Origin of the sequence: Candidatus Filomicrobium marinum, assembly GCF_000981545.1 — a bacterium.
Lineage (GTDB): Bacteria > Pseudomonadota > Alphaproteobacteria > Rhizobiales > Hyphomicrobiaceae > Filomicrobium > Filomicrobium insigne.
In genome coordinates this window covers 1007564-1026388 of sequence record NZ_LN829119.1, presented here as the reverse complement: position 1 = coordinate 1026388, position 18825 = coordinate 1007564, and the positions used below count along the sequence as shown (strand labels likewise).

Below are 18825 nucleotides of genomic sequence, written 5' to 3'. Positions count from 1 at the left end.
ACGTAATGCAATTCACAATTGAAGGTTAGTTAGCGAAGAACCGCTAAAATCTTAAGTTATTTCCCATTAAAATTTTCTGCAAATTCAATTATCTACTGCTCACATCCTCACTCCAGATGTGAGCAATTCAGGGCCAGTACTCAGTCCCGTTTTGTTTCTGTAAACACTGGAGGATACCGGCCGAACGAGATCGGCCGGTACATTTGCCCCGCGGCGACGTCAGTAGACGCGCGCTTTCGGCTCGATATACGAGACTTCATTGGTCATGGTGTAGGTGTGGACCGGACGGAAGTCGAGTTTGACCTTACGGGCGTCGAGGTCAGCCCAAGCCAACGTGTGCTTCATCCAGTTGGCGTCATCGCGGTTGGGATAGTCCTCACGCGCGTGCGCACCGCGGCTTTCTTTGCGGTTGGCCGCGGCAGTTACGGTGACGGCCGCCTGGCTGATGAGGTTGTCGTACTCCATCGTCTCAACCAAGTCCGAGTTCCAGACTAGAGATCTGTCGGAGACGCGGATATCGCCTGACTGCTGCCAGATCTCGTCGATCAGATGCACGCCCTCTTCGAGTACCGGACCGTCGCGGAACACCGCGCAGTTAGACTGCATCACCCTCTGCATCTTCAGGCGCAGATCAGCCGTTGGCGTGTCGCCCTTGGCGTAGCGGAAGTGATCCAGACGGGAGAGTGCAAGATCCGCAGAGTCCGCAGGCAGGTCAGCATGGGCACCCGGCTCGACTACATCAGCGCAGCGAAGCCCCGCGGCACGTCCGAACACGACCAAATCGATGAGAGAGTTCGACCCAAGCCGATTTGCGCCATGGACGGAGACGCAAGCCGCCTCGCCGATGGCCATCAGACCTGGGACAATGTAGTCGGGATTGCCATCCTTCAGGGTCAGGACTTCACCGTGATAGTTCGTCGGGATGCCGCCCATGTTGTAGTGCACCGTCGGAATTACCGGGATCGGCTGACGACGCAGATCAACCCCTGCGAAAACCTTCGCGCTTTCGGTAATGCCGGGCAGACGCTCAGCCAAAATCTTCGGATCGAGATGGTCGAGATGCAGGAAGATGTGATCGCCATGCGCCCCGACACCGCGGCCTTCGCGGATTTCAACGGTCATCGAGCGCGAGACGACGTCGCGTGACGCCAGATCCTTCGCGGATGGCGCATAACGCTCCATGAAGCGTTCGCCTTCCGAGTTGGTTAGGTAACCACCCTCGCCGCGCGCGCCTTCGGTGATCAGCACGCCAGCTCCGTATATCCCCGTCGGGTGGAACTGCACGAACTCCATATCCTGCAGCGGCAGGCCAGCGCGCAACACCATAGCGTTGCCGTCACCCGTGCACGTGTGCGCAGAGGTACAGGAGAAGTAGGCGCGGCCATAACCGCCAGTCGCTAAGATTGTTTTCTTCGCGCGGAAACGATGGATCGTGCCGTCGTCTAGCTTTATCGCGATGACGCCGCGGCATGCCCCTTCTTGATCCATGATCAAGTCGATGGCGAAAAATTCGATGAAGAACTCCGCCGAGTGCCGGAGGCTCTGACCATAAAGCGTGTGAAGCATGGCGTGGCCGGTGCGGTCGGCAGCAGCGCAGGTGCGCTGGGCCGGCGGACCCTCACCGTATTGCGTCGTCATACCGCCAAAAGGCCGCTGATAAATCTTGCCGGACTCGGTGCGCGAGAACGGCACGCCGTAGTGCTCGAGTTCATAGACAGCATCCGGCGCATGCCGGCAGAGGTATTCAATGGAATCCTGGTCACCAAGCCAATCCGATCCCTTTACGGTATCGTACATGTGCCAGCGCCAATTATCCGGTCCCATGTTTCCGAGCGCGGCTGCAACGCCGCCTTGGGCAGCTACGGTATGCGAGCGCGTCGGAAAGACCTTGGTCACACAGGCCGTTTTCAAGCCGGCCTCGGCGCAACCCAGTGTCGCGCGAAGACCCGCGCCACCCGCGCCGACGACGACGACGTCGTAGGTGTGATCAACGATTTGGTATGCTTTGCCACCCTGGGCTGGTGCCGTCATTGAATCGCCTTTCGTTGAGCCTGTTGCCGATCCCGCCATTGCGTCATGCTCCAAAGCTCAACTTCAGAACTGCCCAGACGCTCGCGGCAGCGATCGTGAATGCAAAAAAGGTATTGAGCATCAACGCCACGACCTTGGCGCCCTCACCATGAACGTAGTCTTCGATGATGACTTGCATACCGATCCGCATGTGAACGACGCCCGAGAGGATCAGCAGCAGCAACAGGAGCGCCACGACAGGTGAAGCCAGTGTTGCCTTCACGGTCGCGTAGTCGGCGCCAATGAGGTGGATGATGAGGCCGACCAGGAACACGGCCAGGAAGAGGTTGGCCACGGCGGTCACACGCTGCAGCCAGAAGTGATCGGCGCCTTCCTTAGCAGAGCCCAGTCTGCGCGCGTTCTTTAGCGGGGTGCGCATGTTCATCGAGAGATCCGCCCTTATCCGAGTAAAAATACGCCGGCCCACACCGCAGCCGTTAGCACGACGGAACAAACGATGGTGGCCCAGGAGAGGAAGTTGACGGAGGGAATATCCAGGTAGCTTGCCGTGTCCCAGATGAAGTGGCGAATGCCGCCCATCATGTGATGCATGAGCGCCCATGTGTAGCCAAACAGAACGATCCGCCCGAGCCACGTATCGAAGAGCCCGTTGACGAAGTTGAAATAGTCCGGACCGATTGCGGCGGAGACGAGCCACCACGCAAGGAGCAGCGATCCGAAATACAGCGCCGCACCGGTGATGCGATGCAGGATCGACATCACCATGTTGATCAACGGTCGATAGATTTGCAAATGCGGCGATAGGGGACGCTCTATCGCGTTACCACGTATGGTTTTCGCTTCTGCCATAAAGCTCTCCCGCTGCCTTTTTGCTTGTCCGACACAAATTCGTTTAGCGCGACTGTTGCGCTGCGGCAATCAACGTAGCGCCTTGCTGCATCACTTGTCGCAATGGACCTTGGTATGCCAGTCCAGGCTTATTTCGGAATGGCTAGCCAGACGTCCAAATCCAAAATCACACCCTCTTCATAACCGCCTTCGGCTGTTTTGAACGGGAAGTCGGCACACGCACGATTCTTCACTGCCACAAGCCGAGTGCGCAACGCCCCTATGTCGGATCGTCCGGGAAGTTCCGCTTTGTCGAGAACCTCCGACCACGCATAGACCGTGTCGCCTGCGAAGAGTGGCGCAACATGACGGCCCGCGTTGATGGCCGCGAGATGGAATGCATTGTTGAGCCCGTTGAATGACAGCGCACGGGCTAACGAGATTACGACGCCGCCGTAGATCAGCCGGCGTCCGAAACGGCCCTGGCCTTCGGTGTGCTGATTGAAATGCACTTTAGCGGTGTTTTGGTAGAGGCGCGTTGCGATCTGATGTTCGGCTTCTTCGACCGTCATGCCGTCGACGTGATCGATCTTTTCGCCGACCTCATAGTCACCCCAGCGGAAGGGCGAACCTGAAAGGTTGGTGTCAAAACGACTGACATCGATAGCGGGAACCGCAGCAGCCAAGGCTTCCGGAGCGACGATTTCGGGTAGTGCCGGTACGACTGCTTCGGGTGCAGGTGAGGCCTCATCCTTTTTGCGGACCATAACCCAGCGCGTGTAGCTGAGCACGGTTTCACCCTTCTCGTCCGCGCCGGTCGAGCGCACGTAAACTGTTCCGGTCTTACCGTTTGAGTTTTCTTTGAGCCCGATCACTTCGGACACCGTCGACAACGTCGCGCCAGGATAGACCGGCTTCTCGAACCGACAGTCGGCATATCCGAGGTTGGCAATCGCGTTCAACGAGATATCGGGAACGGTTTTGCCGAACACGGTGTGGAACACGAGCAGATCATCGAGAGGCGCCGACGGATAACCAATTGTGCGGGCAAAAGCGTCGGATGACTGGACCGCAAACCTCGGTCCGTAAAGACCCATGTAGAGTGCGGCGTCACCGACAGTCAAAGTCCGCGGCGTGGCATGCCGGATGATCTGACCGACATGAAAATCCTCGAAGTAGTTGCCCGGGTTGGTCTTCGTCGTGCTCATGCGTTGTCTTTCATTCTTTTCGCGACGGGCGCTTTCGTCTCCGCATCGTATGCGCCTTCAGAGTCTTCAGTTATTGCCGGGAGATGCCGAAGTCGAGAACTCAGTTTGCCGCCATCTCTTCAATCGCCTCGGCAATAGAAACCGTGCGCTCCGCCATGACCATATGCAGCCGCTCGACCATTTTGCCATCGATGGTGATGACACCCTTCTTCTGGTTCTCCGGCAATGCGAACTCGGAAATGATCCGCCGCGACCACTCGACATCCTTCGGGCTCGGCGAAAAAATCTCATTCGCAATGGCAACCTGGTTGGGGTGGATTAGTGTCTTACCATCCATACCCAACGTGCGGCCATGTTCTGCTTCGGCGCGAAGTCCCACCTCGTCCCTGAAGTCGTTGTAGACGCCATCAAGCACGTCGAGCCCGTAGGCGCGGGCTGCCACGATGGTCATCGACAGCCACGGCACGACAGCGAAGCGGTCCTTGTAGTCACGGGCGTGCGACTCTTTCAGGAGATCATTCGTTCCCATGACAAGACAGGTGAGGCGATGCTCGCGCTCGATACCCGCCATCGCGATCTCCCGTACGTTGAGGATCGACATCGGCGTTTCCATCATCGCCCACAGCTTGGTTTTGTCCGGCGCATGTGCTGCCGTCACAACCTTCGCCGCGGAAATGATGTCGCCGGGACGGCCCACTTTCGGGACAAGAATGGCGTCTGGGGCCGCAGCGGCGGCAGCAAACAGATCGTCAGCACCCCATGGGGTTTCCAAGGCGTTGACGCGAATAATGATTTCGCGCTTACCATAGCCACCGGCCTTCACAGCCGCGCAAACCTTTTCGCGGGCTTCGAGCTTGGCATCCGGCGCGACGGCGTCTTCCAGATCCAGGATCAGCGCGTCGGCAGGTATTGTTTTGGCTTTTTCCAGGGCACGAGCGTTGGAGCCTGGCATATAGAGGACACTGCGGCGAGGACGGACAGCCATGCGTGGGCCTTTCGAGCGTTCCAGAAGTGTTTTGTATGTGTCGATTTTTGTTGCGCCGCACATTAATCAAGCAACGCCCAAACGCAAATGGACAATACGTAGTAGGACGACCTGCGGCAGTCTGCGTCCTCTGACTAGGCCGACAAAGTTGTAAAAACGTACGAAACGAATATCCCGGATAGTGAGCGCGCAATGGCTCAAGTTCTCGCTTTTTCCTCCTACGTCGCTTCCGGCCACGTCGGCCTCGCGGCCGTCGTTCCGGCGCTCCAACGCCTGGGGCACGAGGTGATCGCGCTTCCGAGCGTTGTGCTCTCCAATCATCTGGGGCATGTGCATTGGGCAGGCCGGCCCGTCGCTTTGGAAGATCTGACGGCGATGCTGGAGGCGTTGGAACAAAACGGCCAATTCGCTGATATCGACGCCATTCTGACCGGCTTTCTGCCGACGCCCGAGCACGTCGCGCTCGCTGCGAAGACCGTTCGCCACGTTCGGGACCGCCATGGCGACGTCGCTTATCTCTGCGATCCGGTCTTCGGCGATGAGCCCGAGGGGCACTATATCGGCGTGCCGGCCGCACAGGCCGTTGCGTCCGAACTGGTTCCGCTTGCCACGTACGTGACGCCCAACCGGTTTGAGGCAAAGTTCATTTTCGGTGAGGGTTTCGACGACCCGCAAAAAGCGCTTCCGAAAGACTGCCGCTTGCTGGCCGTCACGTCCGCAGAGCTTGCTGGCGATCAACTGCGGACCCGCTGTGTGACCTCGGACCCCGAAGCAGCGTTCGCGTGCGCCGTCCCTTATCGCCCTGTGGTCCCGCATGGAACAGGCGATCTGTTCGCGGCGCTGTTGCTCGGGCATATCCTCAATGGATCATCGGAAAGCGACGCGTTCTCGCGCGCTGTCGCTGGCGTGGAAACCGTCATCGCTGCAAGCAACGGGCGTGATGAACTGGCCATCGTCGCGGCGATCGATATGGCGGCGAAAGCTAAGCCATGGCCGTTTGCGTAAAGCCTTTCGGAGGGGCTAATCAGGTGGGCGGGGGTGGTGGTGTTGATTTCATTCCTGCTTACGGCACGTCACGACTTTTGCCAGAAACGCGAGCTCCTGCGCGGCCGGTTTGAGGCCTGCGTCAGTGAACAGCTTGTTCAGATCCTCGATCGCGTAACTGCGGTAGTAGGGCTCGTGGAAGCGGACGGGAAAGGCTTCCAGCAGTCCGTCCCACCCGGGCTTGTCTCCCATCTGCAGACTGTCGAGGAACACGAAAAGGCCCCCGGGCTTAAGAACGCGCGCGATTTCACACGTCACGGTGCGACGAACCTCCGGCGGCAACTCGTGGAACAGAAATGTGCACGTGACGATGTCCTGGCTGGCGTCCGCGCAGGGGATTTGCTCCGCGTTCGTTTCGATCAGAGTCGCCGGGCGTAACCGCCCCATATGCTGGCGGGCTTCTTCCAGATAGGGCCCGCTGAGATCGAGGCCGGTCAATGCCATAGCGGGATAGGCGCGGCGGATTTCTCGAAGCAGTCGTCCCGTTCCGCACGCGACATCGAGGCACGACACACGGCGCTGATCGCGGCCATACATGAATTCCGCGATGGGTCTGAGACTCGCGCGGCGCATGGCGGCGGCGGCACCATAAAACAGGATCTCGACCTGCAAATCATAGAGCTTCGCGGACTCGTCCGTCAGATAGCCGCCCGTCTGATAGTGGAAGTCCTGGGTGAAGTAGTCCGGTAGATCCGCAGTTTTTGCCGCTGCGCTTGCCGTGGATGCATCGCGGGCCTGCCGGCGTTCGGTGGTGCCGGGCAGGTCTGCATACATGGCGCGCAGACGCCGAAAGTGATCCCAAATGCGGGGTTCATCCGTGATTTCGGGGGGGTAGAGCCCAGCGCCCGCCGCCTCCGCGTCCCGGCGCATCAACCCGCGGAGATCTTCAAACAGTTCGTTGCGATCGGGAACGGGCTTGGTCGGCGTGAATTTCGGCGCGGGTGAGAGCTTCCGTGCCTGCCGGCTCATCAGCCAATTGATGCCGCTATACCAAGACACCCGCAAGCTGTTGCCGGCGGTTTGCAAAGCCATAGCGATGGGATCGGCCATCTCTTGGTCTCCGTGTTAGCGCCCGTGTCCAACCGTTTGCCACGGGCACGGCCTGCCGTTATGCCAAGCTTGAACTTTGGCGGACGGCAAACTTGAGAAGCGGATGACAGTTTATCAGCGGATCGTAATTCTGACAGGTGCAGGACTTTCAGCCGAGTCCGGGCTTTCTACCTTTCGCGACAAGGACGGCATCTGGGCCCGGTACGACTATCGCGATGTGGCAACGCCGGAGGGGTTCGCTCGTAATCCGAGCCTTGTCTACGACTTCTATAATCAGCGCCGCCGCGACGGAATGGGCGTCCAACCCAACGCTGCCCACCGAGCCTTGGCGAAGCTTGAGGACGCGTTTCCGGGCGACGTCGTGATCGTCACGCAGAATATCGACGGTTTGCACGAAGCCGCCGGCAGCCGGAACTTGATCCATATGCACGGGCAAATGGCTCAGGCTCTTTGCGCCTTATGTAACGCGCGTTCTCCGTGGGTCGAGGATTTGTCGGCGGATCTTGCATGCTCCGCATGCGCGACGCCGGGCGGCATGCGGCCCGACGTCGTCTGGTTCGGTGAGATGCCTTACGATTTGGACCGGATCGCTGCAGCGCTTTCCAGTTGCGACTTGTTCATTTCGATCGGCACCAGCGGGAATGTCTATCCCGCCGCAGGTTTCGTCGCGGCGGCGCGTGACATCGGTGCGCACACGGTCGAACTCAACCTCGAACCGTCCGAGGGCGCGAGTTTGTTCGCAGAACATGTCCATGGACCGGCGACGGAGGTCGTTCCGGCTTACGTCGACAAATTGCTGTCGGTTTCAGCGTAGCGCGCTAGCGCGTGAACACCGCGACGACCTCAACGTGCGGAGAGTAGAGAAACTGATCGACCGGAATGATGCGGGTCGCGCGGTATCCGCCATCTATGAGGATGCGTGCATCACGAGCCAAGGTTGCCGGATTACACGACACTGCGACAACCGCGGGCACCTTGGACTTCGCAAGCATCTCGGCCTGCGCCTGGGCACCGGCGCGCGGCGGATCGAAAACGGCGAGGTCGAAACCTTCCAGCTCCTTGCGTGAAAGCGGCTCACGCATGAGATCACGGACCTTGGTCTCGATGGGCTTAATGCCTTGGGCGTGACGGCGGGCCTCGTCCAGCGCCTCGATGGCACGCTTGTCGCTGTCGACCGCAAGGACTTTGACCCGGGCAGCGAGCGCAAATGAAAACGCGCCCATACCGCTGAAAAGATCGACCGCGCGTTTCGCTCGCTTAGGAAGGGCTTCGACGATCAGGCTCGCCATGGCAGCTTCGGCGTCAGCAGAAGCCTGCAGGAAAACACCCGGCGGTGGAACAACGTGCGCTGCGCCCATTGTGACGAACGGTACGGCAGACTGATAAACCGGATCGCCATTCAAGCTAAAGCGCAGAAGCTTCAGTTCAGCCGCGCCTGCCGCCAGACGTGCTCTTTGGCCTGGTGGGAGTTCGGTGCCAAGGCCATCGACGTCAACAGAAACATCGAAGCCGTTAGAGGCCGCGATGACCGTGACACGCGCCTCGCCCTTACTGGCCACTAACGGCGCGAGAAACGCCTTTAGCTCCGGCAACACCTGGACGATACCCGGATCCACCACGAGGCATTCCGTGAGATCGATCACATCGTGAGAGTTTGCCGCGTGGAACCCCAGCGCAACCTCGCGTCCATCGCGACTCGCCGAGAAAACGGCGCGGCGGCGGGCTCCGTGTCCAACTGCTACCGGATCGGCAACTTCCAGATCGAGGCCCCGCGCGGCGAATGCTCCTGCTACGGTCTCACGTTTCCAGGCGGTGTATTTCTCATAGGCGAGGTGCTGGATGGCGCAACCTCCACAAGCCGTGAAATGCCGGCAGGGGGGAACCACGCGGTCGGGAGAGGCTCGCAACACCTCGACGAGGCGTGCACGTGTGCCCTGTATTTCGGCGCGGATGAGTTCTCCGGGAAGGGCATAGGGGACGAACACCGAGCCAGACGCGCGCTCAGAGACGCCGTCGGCCTGTGCACCCAGTTTCGCGATTTCCAGTTCTTCGATATCACCCATGCCGCGTTGCCCCGAGCAGGAATTCCTTGTTGCCATCGCCTCCGGAAATCGGTGACTCGACGATCCCCGACAAGCGCCACCCCTGTCGCGCTCCGATCCAGGCCGCTATGTCGTCGGCAGCTGTCTGACGTTGAACTGAATCGCGCACAATGCCGCCTTTTCCTACAGCTTCGCGCCCAACCTCGAACTGGGGTTTTACGAGCGCGACGAGCCATGCACCGGGCGCTGTCAGATCCAGAACGGCAGGCAACGCTTTCTTCAAAGATATAAAGCTGACATCCGCGACGAGCGCAGTGACAGGTTCCTGCACCGTATCGGCTGTGAGATCGCGTATGTCCGTCGACTCGAGTTTCGTGACGCGCGGATCTTCGCCAAGTTCCTCGTGAAGCTGGTCGCGACCGACGTCAACTGCATAGACCTTCGCCGCTCCGCGTTCCAACAGAACCTGCGTGAAACCGCCGGTCGAAGCGCCAACATCGATCGCGACACATCCCGCCGGATCGAAACCGAACGCGTCGAGGCCCGCGATCAGCTTGAGAGCTCCACGAGATACGTAATGCGCACTGTCGCCCGTTATCGTGATTTCAGTATCTGCGGCGACAGGTTGGCTGGGTTTGGCAGCAGCCTGTCCCGCCACAAAAACCTCCCCGCGCAAAATGAGATCGCGTGCCTGAGCACGGGTCCGCGCCAGTCCGCGCGCGACCAATTCCTGGTCCAATCGGTGACGCATCAGAAAAGGCAGCCTGCGGCGAATAATCCAAGGCCGAGTTGCGTTCCGTGTCGCACGGGACTCCTCATTTCACGTTGAGAGGGCTGGCATGCCAATCGCGGGCCCAAAAATGGCTACTTTTCGCCTGTGGCACTTTGCCCGATGGGCCAGATAGCGCTGTCGCTTCACGAGTTAGCATCATTTTTTACTGTTCTCGACAGATGTTCAGGTTTCAGATAACCGGAATTTCCAAATTCACCACAGACCACACAGGAATTGCTAAATGAAGAGCTTTCCGACCTCGCTTGCAGAGAGATTCCAACAATTTAAGACGGGGCAGTTCGAACCCGGCCGTGAGCACTACGAGGACTTGGCTGCACATGGTCAGAATCCGGAAGTCATGGTGGTTTCGTGCAGCGACAGCCGCGTTGCACCCGAAACGCTGTTCAAAGCCGGTCCCGGTGAGATGTTCGTGGTCCGCAACGTTGCCGCGTTGGTTCCGCCGTATGAGACAGGCGGTCATTTCCACGGCGTCAGCGCTGCCCTTGAATTTGGTGTGCTCAACATTCGGGTGAAACACCTTCTCGTCATGGGGCACTCGGGCTGTGGCGGCGTCAAAGCGGCACTTAATCAAAAAGCCGCCCTGGAAACTGAAGCGCGCTTCATCTCCAACTGGATGTCCATGCTCGACGACGCGAAACTCAGGGTGCTAGCCGCCAATCAGGGGCCAGACCGGTCAGCACTGCAGCCGCAGCTCGAAAAGGCGGGTATCCGGACGTCCATCGCTAATCTGCGGACCTTTCCGTTCATCAAGGAACTGGAAGATCGGGGCGAACTGACATTGCATGGCGCCCACTTCGACATTCCAACCGGCACGTTATCAATTCTTGACAACGACACGGTGGAGTTCGTCGAGCTCTAAGGTCCAAACGGGCGCAAGAAGTTCTTCAGCTACCCGGTGCCGTTTTGCGTGCGGCCTCGATCGCGGGAATGACCTCATTCTGCAAACTCGTCTCCGTAATCGGGCCGACGTGCTTGTAGGCAATGGTTCCATCAGGCGCGATGACGAACGTTTCGGGCATGCCATAAACGCCCCACTCAATCGCGCCGCGCCCCTGTGGATCAACACCGACTGCCGTATAGGGATCGCCATAACGGCCTAGAAAACGGCGCGCTGCGTCGGCTTGGTCCTTGTAGTTGACCCCATAAAGCGGCACGCCCGTGCGCGCTGCCAAAGCGACAAGATTTGGGTGCTCAGCTACGCAGGGGACACACCACGACGCCCAGAAGTTGACGATGCGCACTTTGCCCCCGCCGAGATCGCTGCTGGAGAAGCCTGGAACTGGCTTGCCGTCCTTGTTCAAGCCTTCAAGAGGTTCAAATGAGGCTTGTGGAACTGGCTTGCCGATCAGAGCAGAGGGCAATCGGGACGGATCCCCTGAAGTCAGCGCTAAAGCAAACATCACCGTCAAACCCGCGAAGATAATGACCGGCGCCAGAAGCCATCCGAAACGGCGCCGGGGTGTGGGGTTTGGCCTGGTTGATGTACCGGCTTCACTCATGATCGAGCCTTCCACGGGATACGCGCTGAGCCGAACGCCGCCGAACGCCGCGTGCTTCCAGTTCATTTAGCAATCGGCGCTGATGGAAACCGTCGAAGATCAGCCAGAAGATCAAGCCGCCGAGCACAATGATTACGGCCGCGTAGGCGGCGATGATGAATGTGGCGTGCGGACCAAAATCCATTTTCTACTCCGCTGCGACTGTTGTTTCGCTGGCGCGTGCCCGATCGACTTCAGCCAGTCGGAGCGATTTGACGCGACGGCGCAGAATTTCATTACGCATCGCTTTCAGGTGCATCGTGAAGAAGAGAAGCGTGAAGCCGATTGCCGAAATCAGCAGGGGTACGAGCTGCGAGATGTGAATTTTGGGTCCATCGGAGCGGAATACGCTGGAAGGCTGGTGCAGCGTGTTCCAGGCCGGAATAGAGATGCCGAGGCTCGGAATATCGAGCCCTTCGACTGAAATCTTGATGAACGGGAGAATAATCACGCCAACCAACGCAAGCACAGCCGTCAACTTGGCAGCGAGCGGTTCATCCTCAATCGAAGATCGTAGGGCAATCAGGCCAAGATAAAGGAAGAAGAGTATCAGCACCGAGGTCAGTCGCGCGTCCCATACCCAATAGGTGCCCCACATGGGTTTGCCCCAAAGAGAGCCCGTGATGAGCGCCAACAGTGTGAAAGCCGCACCGATGGGTGCAGCGGTCTTCGCTGACACATCCGCCAACGGATGCCGAAATACGAGTAGGCCGAAGCTTGAAGCGGCAATAAGTGCATATCCCATCATGCCGAGCCACGCTGCCGGTACGTGGATGTACATAATGTAGATCGTTTTGCCCTGCTGGTAGTCCGGGGGCGCGGTAAAACCCCGATAAAGGGCGTACGCGATCACCAACACCGAAAGCCCGGCCAGCCACGGCATCAGCGCGCCCGAAAAAGCCATGAACCGCGTCGGATTTGCGAAACGTTGGGTGAACGATTGAGTCTGCATGGGCTCAGATCTAAGGGCTCAACGATTAAAGAGCAAATTGTGCCGGAACAGTCGACAGATCGACGATTTTCGTTAGCAGGCTCTGTGTAGATTGCACAGCCAGTTGCTGATTCACATGAAACAATCGGACACTACTGCATCTGAATGCGCAACGCCGCCGCCGCGGCAATCGGTCCAAGCACCAGGGAGCCCAGTGATAGCGCCGTTAGGATCAACAGGGACGGTACGAACGCATCTGGTGCGACCAGCGCCGAAGAGATGGCCGTGATGCCGTAGATCAGTGTTGGCACATAAAGCGGCAGTACAAGCAGCGCCAGCAACAGACCTCCGCGGCGGGCCCGCAAGGTCAGCGCGGCACCGATTGATCCCAAGAAGCTGATGGCGGGCGTTCCGACCAGCATGGTCAATACGAGTACGCCATAAGCCCCGATATCGAGATTGAGCAGTATCCCGAGAAGCGGCGCGAGCAAGGCGAGCGGAATCCCAGTCGTCAGCCAGTGGGCAAGGGCTTTGATTGCCGCGACCAATTCGAGCGGCAGTTCGCCCAGCGCCATGAGTTCGAGCGAACCATCCTCAAAATCAGTTTCGAAAATTCGACTCAGGGACAGCAGTGCGGCCAACAACAAGGCGATCCACAAAATGCCTGGCGCGATGCGTGAGAGCAGATTGAGATCCGGCCCCAGTCCGAGGGGCAGCATGGCGACCACCAATAAGTAGAAGCCCAACGCCGTCCCGATCGCACCGCCTTCGCGGACCGCCAACTGCAAATCTCGCTTCAACAGGGTCCAGGCCGCCCTCATGACGCTGCCACCCGGCCAAGCCGCAGTTCGCGAGCCGGCTCAAAGCCAAGCGGCAGGTGTGTGGCGGCGATGGCCAAACCACCAGCGGCAACATGCGCATTCACGACATTGGCAAGGTTGGTGGCAGACGCATCGTCGAGGGATGACGTTGGCTCATCGAGTAACCATAGCGGGCGGTGGGCTAAAACCAGGCGCGCGAGGCCCAGCCGTCGTTTCTGCCCGGCAGAGAGATAGCCGGCTGGAATATCCGCCAACGAAAGAAGGTTGAAATCTTCCAGAGCTTTATCAATACGCTCGATATGGCTCATCCGATTGGATTTAGGTGCCAGAAATGCAGCCCAGAACTCTAGATTTTCCGTCACGGTCAGGTTGGATTTGACGCCATTGGCGTGCCCAACAAAGTGCGCCTGTTCGCCTACGGTTTGCTCCGTATCGCCGCCCTTGAGTTCAATCGCTCCCGCCGCAGGGGCTAAAAATCCGGCAATCGCGCGAAGTAGCGTTGTTTTTCCAGCACCATTGGGGCCCGTGAGCAGCAAGACCTCTCCCGCCGTTACTGCGAACGACAGATGCTCACAAAGTGTGCGCTGGCCGCGCTGAAGAACGAGATTTTCGCCGGTTAGCTGCACAAGGTTCGTGGAGGTTTGCTGGATTGTGATGACGGCACCTAGGGTGAACGTATGGCGTCGTCGGAGAATTGAGTCGACTAAATGCTGACGCTAGAGCTCACTTAACGGCCCGCTAGCCGCTGGCTGCCGACCGGAGGAACCTTTATATAGAGGTCCGAACCATCATCCGGCCAGCTTTTTTGCGGCTCGTCGGGATGCACCATGATGTGTGGCGATGCGGTCTGTATGTGCCCACAACGTCGGAGTCTGGAATCGATAGCAGGGGAAAATAGATCTTGAGCGCTGAGATTAAACAATCCATCGACAGTTTCAATTGCCGAAAAAGCCTGAACGTCGGGGGTAAGACTTATACCTATTTCTCCCTGACTGAGGCAGAAAAGAACGGGCTGACGGGAATTTCGCGTCTGCCATTTTCAATGAAGGTTTTGCTTGAAAATCTGCTGCGTCACGAGGACGGGCAGACCGTTAAGAAAAAAGATATCGAGGCGGTCGCTGCTTGGCTTGAGGATAAGGGCAGTGCAGGCGCGGAAATCGGGTATCGCCCGGCGCGCGTTCTCATGCAGGACTTCACTGGCGTTCCCGCGGTTGTCGATCTGGCCGCGATGCGTGATGGGATGACCGCCCTGGGTGGCGATCCAAAGAAGATCAATCCTCTCGTCCCTGTCGACCTGGTGATCGACCACTCAGTGATCGTCGACTCTTACGGCACCGCTCTCGCATTCGAACAAAACGTCGAACTGGAATATGCCCGTAACGGCGAGCGTTATAATTTCCTCAAGTGGGGACAGGGCGCGTTCGACAATTTCCGCGTGGTTCCGCCGGGCACTGGTATCTGTCACCAGGTGAACCTCGAATACCTCGCGCAGACTGTTTGGACCCGCGAACTGCCCAACGGCGAAATCGTCGCTTACCCTGATACGCTCGTTGGCACGGACAGCCATACGACCATGGTCAACGGCCTCGCCGTGCTTGGTTGGGGTGTAGGAGGTATCGAAGCCGAAGCTGCCATGCTCGGTCAGGCCCAATCGATGCTTCTGCCTGAAGTGATCGGTTTCAGGCTTACCGGCAAACTGCCGGAAGGCGTAACCGCCACGGACCTCGTGCTCACGGTCACGCAGATGCTGCGCAAGAAGGGTGTCGTCTCCAAGTTCGTCGAGTTCTATGGCCCGGGCCTCAACAACATGACGCTGGCGGATCGCGCGACGATCGCCAACATGGCGCCGGAGTATGGCGCCACCTGTGGATTCTTCCCTGTCGATGGCGAGACGCTCAACTATCTTCGCATGTCGGGACGCACTGAAGAGCGCATCGCGCTCGTCGAGGCCTACACGAGGGAGCAAGGCCTGTTCCGGGAACGTGATGCGGCAGATCCTGTCTTCACCGACACGCTGTCTCTTGATCTCGGCGATATCGTACCTTCTCTTGCCGGTCCGAAGCGTCCCGAAGGCCGCATTGCGCTCTCCGACGTCAAGAACGGTTTCGCGGATGCTCTGGCAAGCGAATACAAGCGTCCAGGCGAGCTAGACCGTCGCGTCACCGTTGCAGGTGAGGATTACACTGTCGGCCACGGCGACGTGGTGATCGCAGCTATCACGAGCTGCACCAATACGTCGAACCCAAGCGTTCTCATCGCAGCCGGTCTCGTGGCTCGCAACGCCGTTGAAAAAGGGCTGAGCGTTGCTCCGTGGGTCAAAACCTCGCTGGCACCGGGAAGCCAAGTCGTTGCGGCTTATCTCGATAAGTCTGGACTCCAGCCCTACCTCGACAAACTCGGCTTCAACCTTGTTGGCTTCGGGTGCACCACGTGCATCGGTAACTCCGGACCGCTCGCTGCACCCATTTCGAACGCGATCAATGAGAACGGGGTCGTCGCGGCGGCCGTCTTGTCCGGGAACCGCAACTTCGAAGGTCGCGTCAGCCCCGACGTCCAAGCGAACTACCTCGCCTCGCCACCGCTGGTCGTGGCCTATGCTCTCGCCGGCAGCGTTCAAAAGAACCTCGCCGAGGAGCCGCTAGGTACTGGGTCAGACGGTGAACCCGTTTATCTGCGAGACATCTGGCCGACGAGCCATGAAATCCAGGACGTCATCAGCAAGAACGTCACGCGTGAGATGTTCGAGAGCAAATATGCCGACGTCTTCAAGGGCGATGAACATTGGCAGGGCATCGCCACCAGCACCGGTACGACCTACGATTGGGACGGGGACAGCACTTACGTGCGCAATCCCCCTTACTTCCAAGGCATCACGCCGCAACCCGAACCGGTTCAGGACATCAAAGGCGCGCGAATTCTCGGCTTGTTCGGCGACAAGATCACCACAGACCATATTTCGCCAGCCGGCTCGATTAAGAAAGACAGCCCGGCGGGCGCTTATCTTCTCGAGTACCAGGTGCGGCCAGCCGACTTTAACCAGTACGGTACGCGTCGCGGCAACCACGAAGTGATGATGCGCGGTACGTTTGCGAACATCCGCATCAAGAACTTCATGTTGGAAGCTACCGAAGGAGGTGTCCGCGAAGGCGGCTTCAGCGTTCACTATCCGTCCGGCGACGTTATGTCGATCTATGACGTGGCGATGCGTTATGCGCAGGAGTCGGTACCCTTGGTGGTCATGGCTGGTGTGGAATACGGCAACGGCTCGTCCCGTGACTGGGCTGCCAAGGGCACAAAGCTGCTCGGTGTTCGGGCGGTCATCGCGCAGTCTTACGAACGAATCCACCGCTCCAACCTCGTCGGAATGGGTGTATTGCCGTTTACGTTCGCTGCTGGGCAATCGTGGCGCTCACTCGGTCTTAAGGGTGACGAAACCGTTACCATTGAGGGCCTCACGGACGTCAGACCGCGCCAGGAAATGAATGCGCGCGTGACCGCAAGCGACGGTAGCACGCAGGACGTACCCATCCTTTGCCGCATCGATACACTCGACGAACTCGAATATGTGCGGCACGGCGGCATTCTTAACTACGTACTACGCAATCTTGCCAAAGCTGCTTAAGCTTTAGGAATCTTCGGCACCGCATCGATAAGAAGCGGTGCCGATTTGTTTAACTCTAAGGATTTATAACGACCCGCTTGTATTCCGATCTGTACTGACCCGTGAGCGTCACCCATTCGTTACTTTTCATTGAAGGGCGCACTGCCAATAGTGGCCTCAGATCCTTAGAGCAAGTTTAGAGAGGGGTTCTGATTTTGATGCGTTCGCGACAGACATCGTTCGCGTATGTCGGTCTCAGTGTTCTGATGACAGCCTCGTTGGGCGGTCCGGTACGTGCTGAACCAAAGACGGCAGCGGTTGTCGGCGTCGTGGAGTTGTTCACGAGCCAGGGTTGTTCGTCCTGCCCGCCCGCAGACAAACTCCTCAAAACCTACGTTGACCGGCCGGAGGTCATCGCACTGACCTTACCTGTCGACTATTGGGACTATCTTGGCTGGAAGGACACGTTCTCAAATCCGCGTAACACTCAGCGACAACGCGATTATGCGGTCGCGCGAGGCGACGGCGCCGTTTATACGCCTCAGGTTGTCGTTAATGGCCGGATGCATGTGGTCGGATCAAAGCAGCATGAGATCGACCGAGCGCTTAACAAGCTTAAAGATCAGTCGCCATTTACCGTCCCGGTGCGAATGGTGAGCGATGGCGATGCCCTAGTCATAAGCATTGGGTCCGCGAAAGATGGCAATCCGGTGAGCGACGCGACGGTATGGCTCGCTGTCGTTCAAAAGAAGGGCAAGGTCGAGGTCGGCCGAGGCGAGAATTCTGGACGCAATCTGACGTATTTCAATGTTGTACGTGAAATGTCGGCGGTGGGCATGTGGAATGGCGAGCCCGATGAAATTCGGCTTTCACGCAAGTCCGTTCTTTGGCGACAGACAGAGCGCTGCGTGGCGCTTGTTCAAAAGGGCCCAGGTGGTCCTATCCTCGGGGCGGCTCAGTGGCCTGAAAAATAGTCCGGCTGGTAGGGTTCCGTCCGTGAGCAACCGCTCGGCAAACCAGATCCGATAATCATCGCGTGTTCCGGCTGTAACAGCTCAGGCCAAGCGCTCCGTATAGGGTTGATCCTCAAGCCAGAGGTGTTGGGCTGCATCCCGGTGGAACCCTAAGAGGAAATTTTCGATCTCCTTTGAACCTTTTGTGCGCACGGCGCGACACATCAGTGTCCCTAGCGCACGTGAGGCCCGTTATGTCGTTTACAGCTCCCGTCTCTTCATCCGCTGAGCGCCTCATGCGCGTCGAACAAGCGCTGGCCGAAACCCAGGCCGTCCTCGCAAAGATCCTGCCCGATTTCGTTATTGAACGTCTTAAAGCAGCCCCCGGCCAGCCGATCATCGATACTTACGATAATGCGTCTGTACTGTTTGCTGATATCACGGGGTTTGTCGGTATCTCGAAGCGACTTGGTGGGGAACGGACGGTTAAACTCCTCAATCAGTTGATCCGGGAATTTGATGAGCTCGCGACGCTGCATGGCGTCGAAAAAATAAAAACGATGGGTGATGGCTATATGGCGGTCTCGGGCGTACCCCGGACATCAGCAGACCACTGCCAACGGCTCGCACGCCTAGCCCTCGACATGCAGACCGCCGCAGAACGCGCTAGCAAACGGACGGGCGTGACTATCAAACTGCGCATCGGTATTGCGGCGGGGCCCGTGATGGCCGGTGTCATCGGTTTCAATAAGTTCGCCTACGATATCTGGGGCGATACTGTGAACCACGCATCGCGGCTCGAAAAAATGGCTCCGTCCGGTCAAATCCTTTTGTCCGAAGAAGCCAACAAGCAGCTCGGTTCATCGTTCTTCACACGTGCGCGAGGAAGCACCCAGATACGCGGCCTGGGCAAACGACAGACTTGGGTTCTGGATGGCGAAGGCGCGCTGCACTGAGATGCCTATGAACAGCGCGCCCTGCCCTTTAAGATCCTGACGAT

19 protein-coding genes are annotated in these 18825 nt (G+C 58.5%); 6 read left to right on the top strand and 13 right to left on the bottom strand.

Annotated elements, in window-relative coordinates:
• Positions 1-219 precede the first annotated feature (219 nt).
• The 5 genes from sdhA to YBN1229_RS05020 all read right to left on the bottom strand — a co-directional run bounded on the left by sdhA (position 220) and on the right by YBN1229_RS05020 (position 5052).
• Entirely contained in the window at positions 220-2070 is a 1851-nt protein-coding gene (gene sdhA, locus YBN1229_RS05040) for a succinate dehydrogenase flavoprotein subunit (protein WP_046477207.1), read from the bottom strand.
• A gap of 4 nt (positions 2071-2074) precedes the next feature.
• Positions 2075-2455, bottom strand: a complete 381-nt coding sequence (gene sdhD / locus YBN1229_RS05035) for a succinate dehydrogenase, hydrophobic membrane anchor protein (RefSeq protein ID WP_046477205.1) — start codon at positions 2453-2455, stop codon at positions 2075-2077.
• 14 nt (positions 2456-2469) lie between these two features.
• Positions 2470-2880 (bottom strand): succinate dehydrogenase, cytochrome b556 subunit, encoded by a 411-nt coding sequence (gene sdhC, locus YBN1229_RS05030; RefSeq protein ID WP_046477203.1) that lies wholly within the window; start codon positions 2878-2880, stop codon positions 2470-2472.
• A 128-nt stretch (positions 2881-3008) separates the two neighbouring features.
• The gene (locus YBN1229_RS05025) at positions 3009-4067 is read right to left on the bottom strand and encodes a MaoC family dehydratase (protein ID WP_046477201.1); all 1059 of its coding nucleotides are present in this window, start codon (positions 4065-4067) and stop codon (positions 3009-3011) included.
• A gap of 100 nt (positions 4068-4167) precedes the next feature.
• Positions 4168-5052, bottom strand: a complete 885-nt coding sequence (locus YBN1229_RS05020) for an HpcH/HpaI aldolase/citrate lyase family protein (RefSeq protein ID WP_170832412.1) — start codon at positions 5050-5052, stop codon at positions 4168-4170.
• Positions 5053-5244: 192 nt separating this feature from the next.
• Between YBN1229_RS05020 and YBN1229_RS05015 the strand changes: the two genes are divergently transcribed.
• A complete protein-coding gene (locus YBN1229_RS05015; RefSeq protein WP_046477197.1) occupies positions 5245-6057 on the top strand; it encodes a PfkB family carbohydrate kinase in 813 nt (270 codons plus the stop codon).
• Positions 6058-6105: 48 nt separating this feature from the next.
• Here YBN1229_RS05015 and YBN1229_RS05010 read toward each other — a convergent pair whose 3' ends face one another.
• Positions 6106-7146, bottom strand: coding sequence for a class I SAM-dependent methyltransferase (locus tag YBN1229_RS05010; protein ID WP_046477195.1), 1041 nt, complete (start codon positions 7144-7146; stop codon positions 6106-6108).
• 103 nt (positions 7147-7249) lie between these two features.
• On the opposite strand from YBN1229_RS05010, the gene YBN1229_RS05005 reads away from it, so the two are divergent.
• Complete coding sequence (locus YBN1229_RS05005; RefSeq protein WP_046477193.1) at positions 7250-7960, top strand: NAD-dependent deacylase; 711 nt, start codon at positions 7250-7252, stop codon at positions 7958-7960.
• Between the two features lie 4 nt (positions 7961-7964).
• On the opposite strand, the gene YBN1229_RS05000 is transcribed toward YBN1229_RS05005, so the two are convergent.
• Both YBN1229_RS05000 and YBN1229_RS04995 read right to left on the bottom strand, forming a co-directional pair.
• Positions 7965-9209, bottom strand: a complete 1245-nt coding sequence (locus YBN1229_RS05000; protein ID WP_046477191.1) for a class I SAM-dependent RNA methyltransferase — start codon at positions 9207-9209, stop codon at positions 7965-7967.
• Positions 9202-9939 carry a TlyA family RNA methyltransferase gene (locus tag YBN1229_RS04995; protein WP_046477189.1) on the bottom strand — a complete coding sequence of 246 codons (738 nt, stop codon included), beginning with the start codon at positions 9937-9939 and terminating at the stop codon, positions 9202-9204. Before YBN1229_RS04995 ends, YBN1229_RS05000 begins: the two co-directional genes overlap by 8 nt.
• Positions 9940-10201: 262 nt before the next feature.
• Between YBN1229_RS04995 and YBN1229_RS04990 the strand changes: the two genes are divergently transcribed.
• Positions 10202-10840 carry a carbonic anhydrase gene (locus YBN1229_RS04990; RefSeq protein WP_046477187.1) on the top strand — a complete coding sequence of 213 codons (639 nt, stop codon included), beginning with the start codon at positions 10202-10204 and terminating at the stop codon, positions 10838-10840.
• Positions 10841-10865: 25 nt separating this feature from the next.
• Here YBN1229_RS04990 and YBN1229_RS04985 read toward each other — a convergent pair whose 3' ends face one another.
• The 5 genes from YBN1229_RS04985 to ccmA form a co-directional block, all read right to left on the bottom strand.
• Positions 10866-11480 (bottom strand): DsbE family thiol:disulfide interchange protein, encoded by a 615-nt coding sequence (locus YBN1229_RS04985; protein ID WP_046477184.1) that lies wholly within the window; start codon positions 11478-11480, stop codon positions 10866-10868.
• The gene (gene ccmD / locus YBN1229_RS04980; protein WP_046477183.1) at positions 11473-11664 is read right to left on the bottom strand and encodes a heme exporter protein CcmD; all 192 of its coding nucleotides are present in this window, start codon (positions 11662-11664) and stop codon (positions 11473-11475) included. The genes YBN1229_RS04985 and ccmD overlap by 8 nt, the downstream gene beginning before the upstream one ends.
• 3 nt (positions 11665-11667) lie before the next feature.
• Positions 11668-12471 (bottom strand): heme ABC transporter permease, encoded by an 804-nt coding sequence (locus tag YBN1229_RS04975; RefSeq protein WP_046477181.1) that lies wholly within the window; start codon positions 12469-12471, stop codon positions 11668-11670.
• Between the two features lie 131 nt (positions 12472-12602).
• On the bottom strand, positions 12603-13271 hold the full coding sequence (gene ccmB / locus YBN1229_RS04970; protein WP_046477179.1) for a heme exporter protein CcmB: 669 nt from the start codon (positions 13269-13271) through the stop codon (positions 12603-12605).
• Positions 13268-13897: a heme ABC exporter ATP-binding protein CcmA gene (gene ccmA, locus YBN1229_RS04965; RefSeq protein WP_046477177.1), complete on the bottom strand. Its 630-nt coding sequence runs from the start codon at positions 13895-13897 to the stop codon at positions 13268-13270. The genes ccmB and ccmA overlap by 4 nt, the downstream gene beginning before the upstream one ends.
• A gap of 287 nt (positions 13898-14184) precedes the next feature.
• Here ccmA and acnA point away from each other — a divergent pair, with 287 nt between their 5' ends.
• The 3 genes from acnA to YBN1229_RS04950 all read left to right on the top strand — a co-directional run bounded on the left by acnA (position 14185) and on the right by YBN1229_RS04950 (position 18781).
• Positions 14185-16893: an aconitate hydratase AcnA gene (gene acnA, locus YBN1229_RS04960; RefSeq protein ID WP_090227439.1), complete on the top strand. Its 2709-nt coding sequence runs from the start codon at positions 14185-14187 to the stop codon at positions 16891-16893.
• A gap of 197 nt (positions 16894-17090) precedes the next feature.
• The gene (locus YBN1229_RS04955; protein ID WP_052743714.1) at positions 17091-17846 is read left to right on the top strand and encodes a DUF1223 domain-containing protein; all 756 of its coding nucleotides are present in this window, start codon (positions 17091-17093) and stop codon (positions 17844-17846) included.
• Between the two features lie 233 nt (positions 17847-18079).
• Positions 18080-18781, top strand: coding sequence for an adenylate/guanylate cyclase domain-containing protein (locus YBN1229_RS04950; RefSeq protein WP_052743713.1), 702 nt, complete (start codon positions 18080-18082; stop codon positions 18779-18781).
• Positions 18782-18825 lie beyond the last annotated feature (44 nt).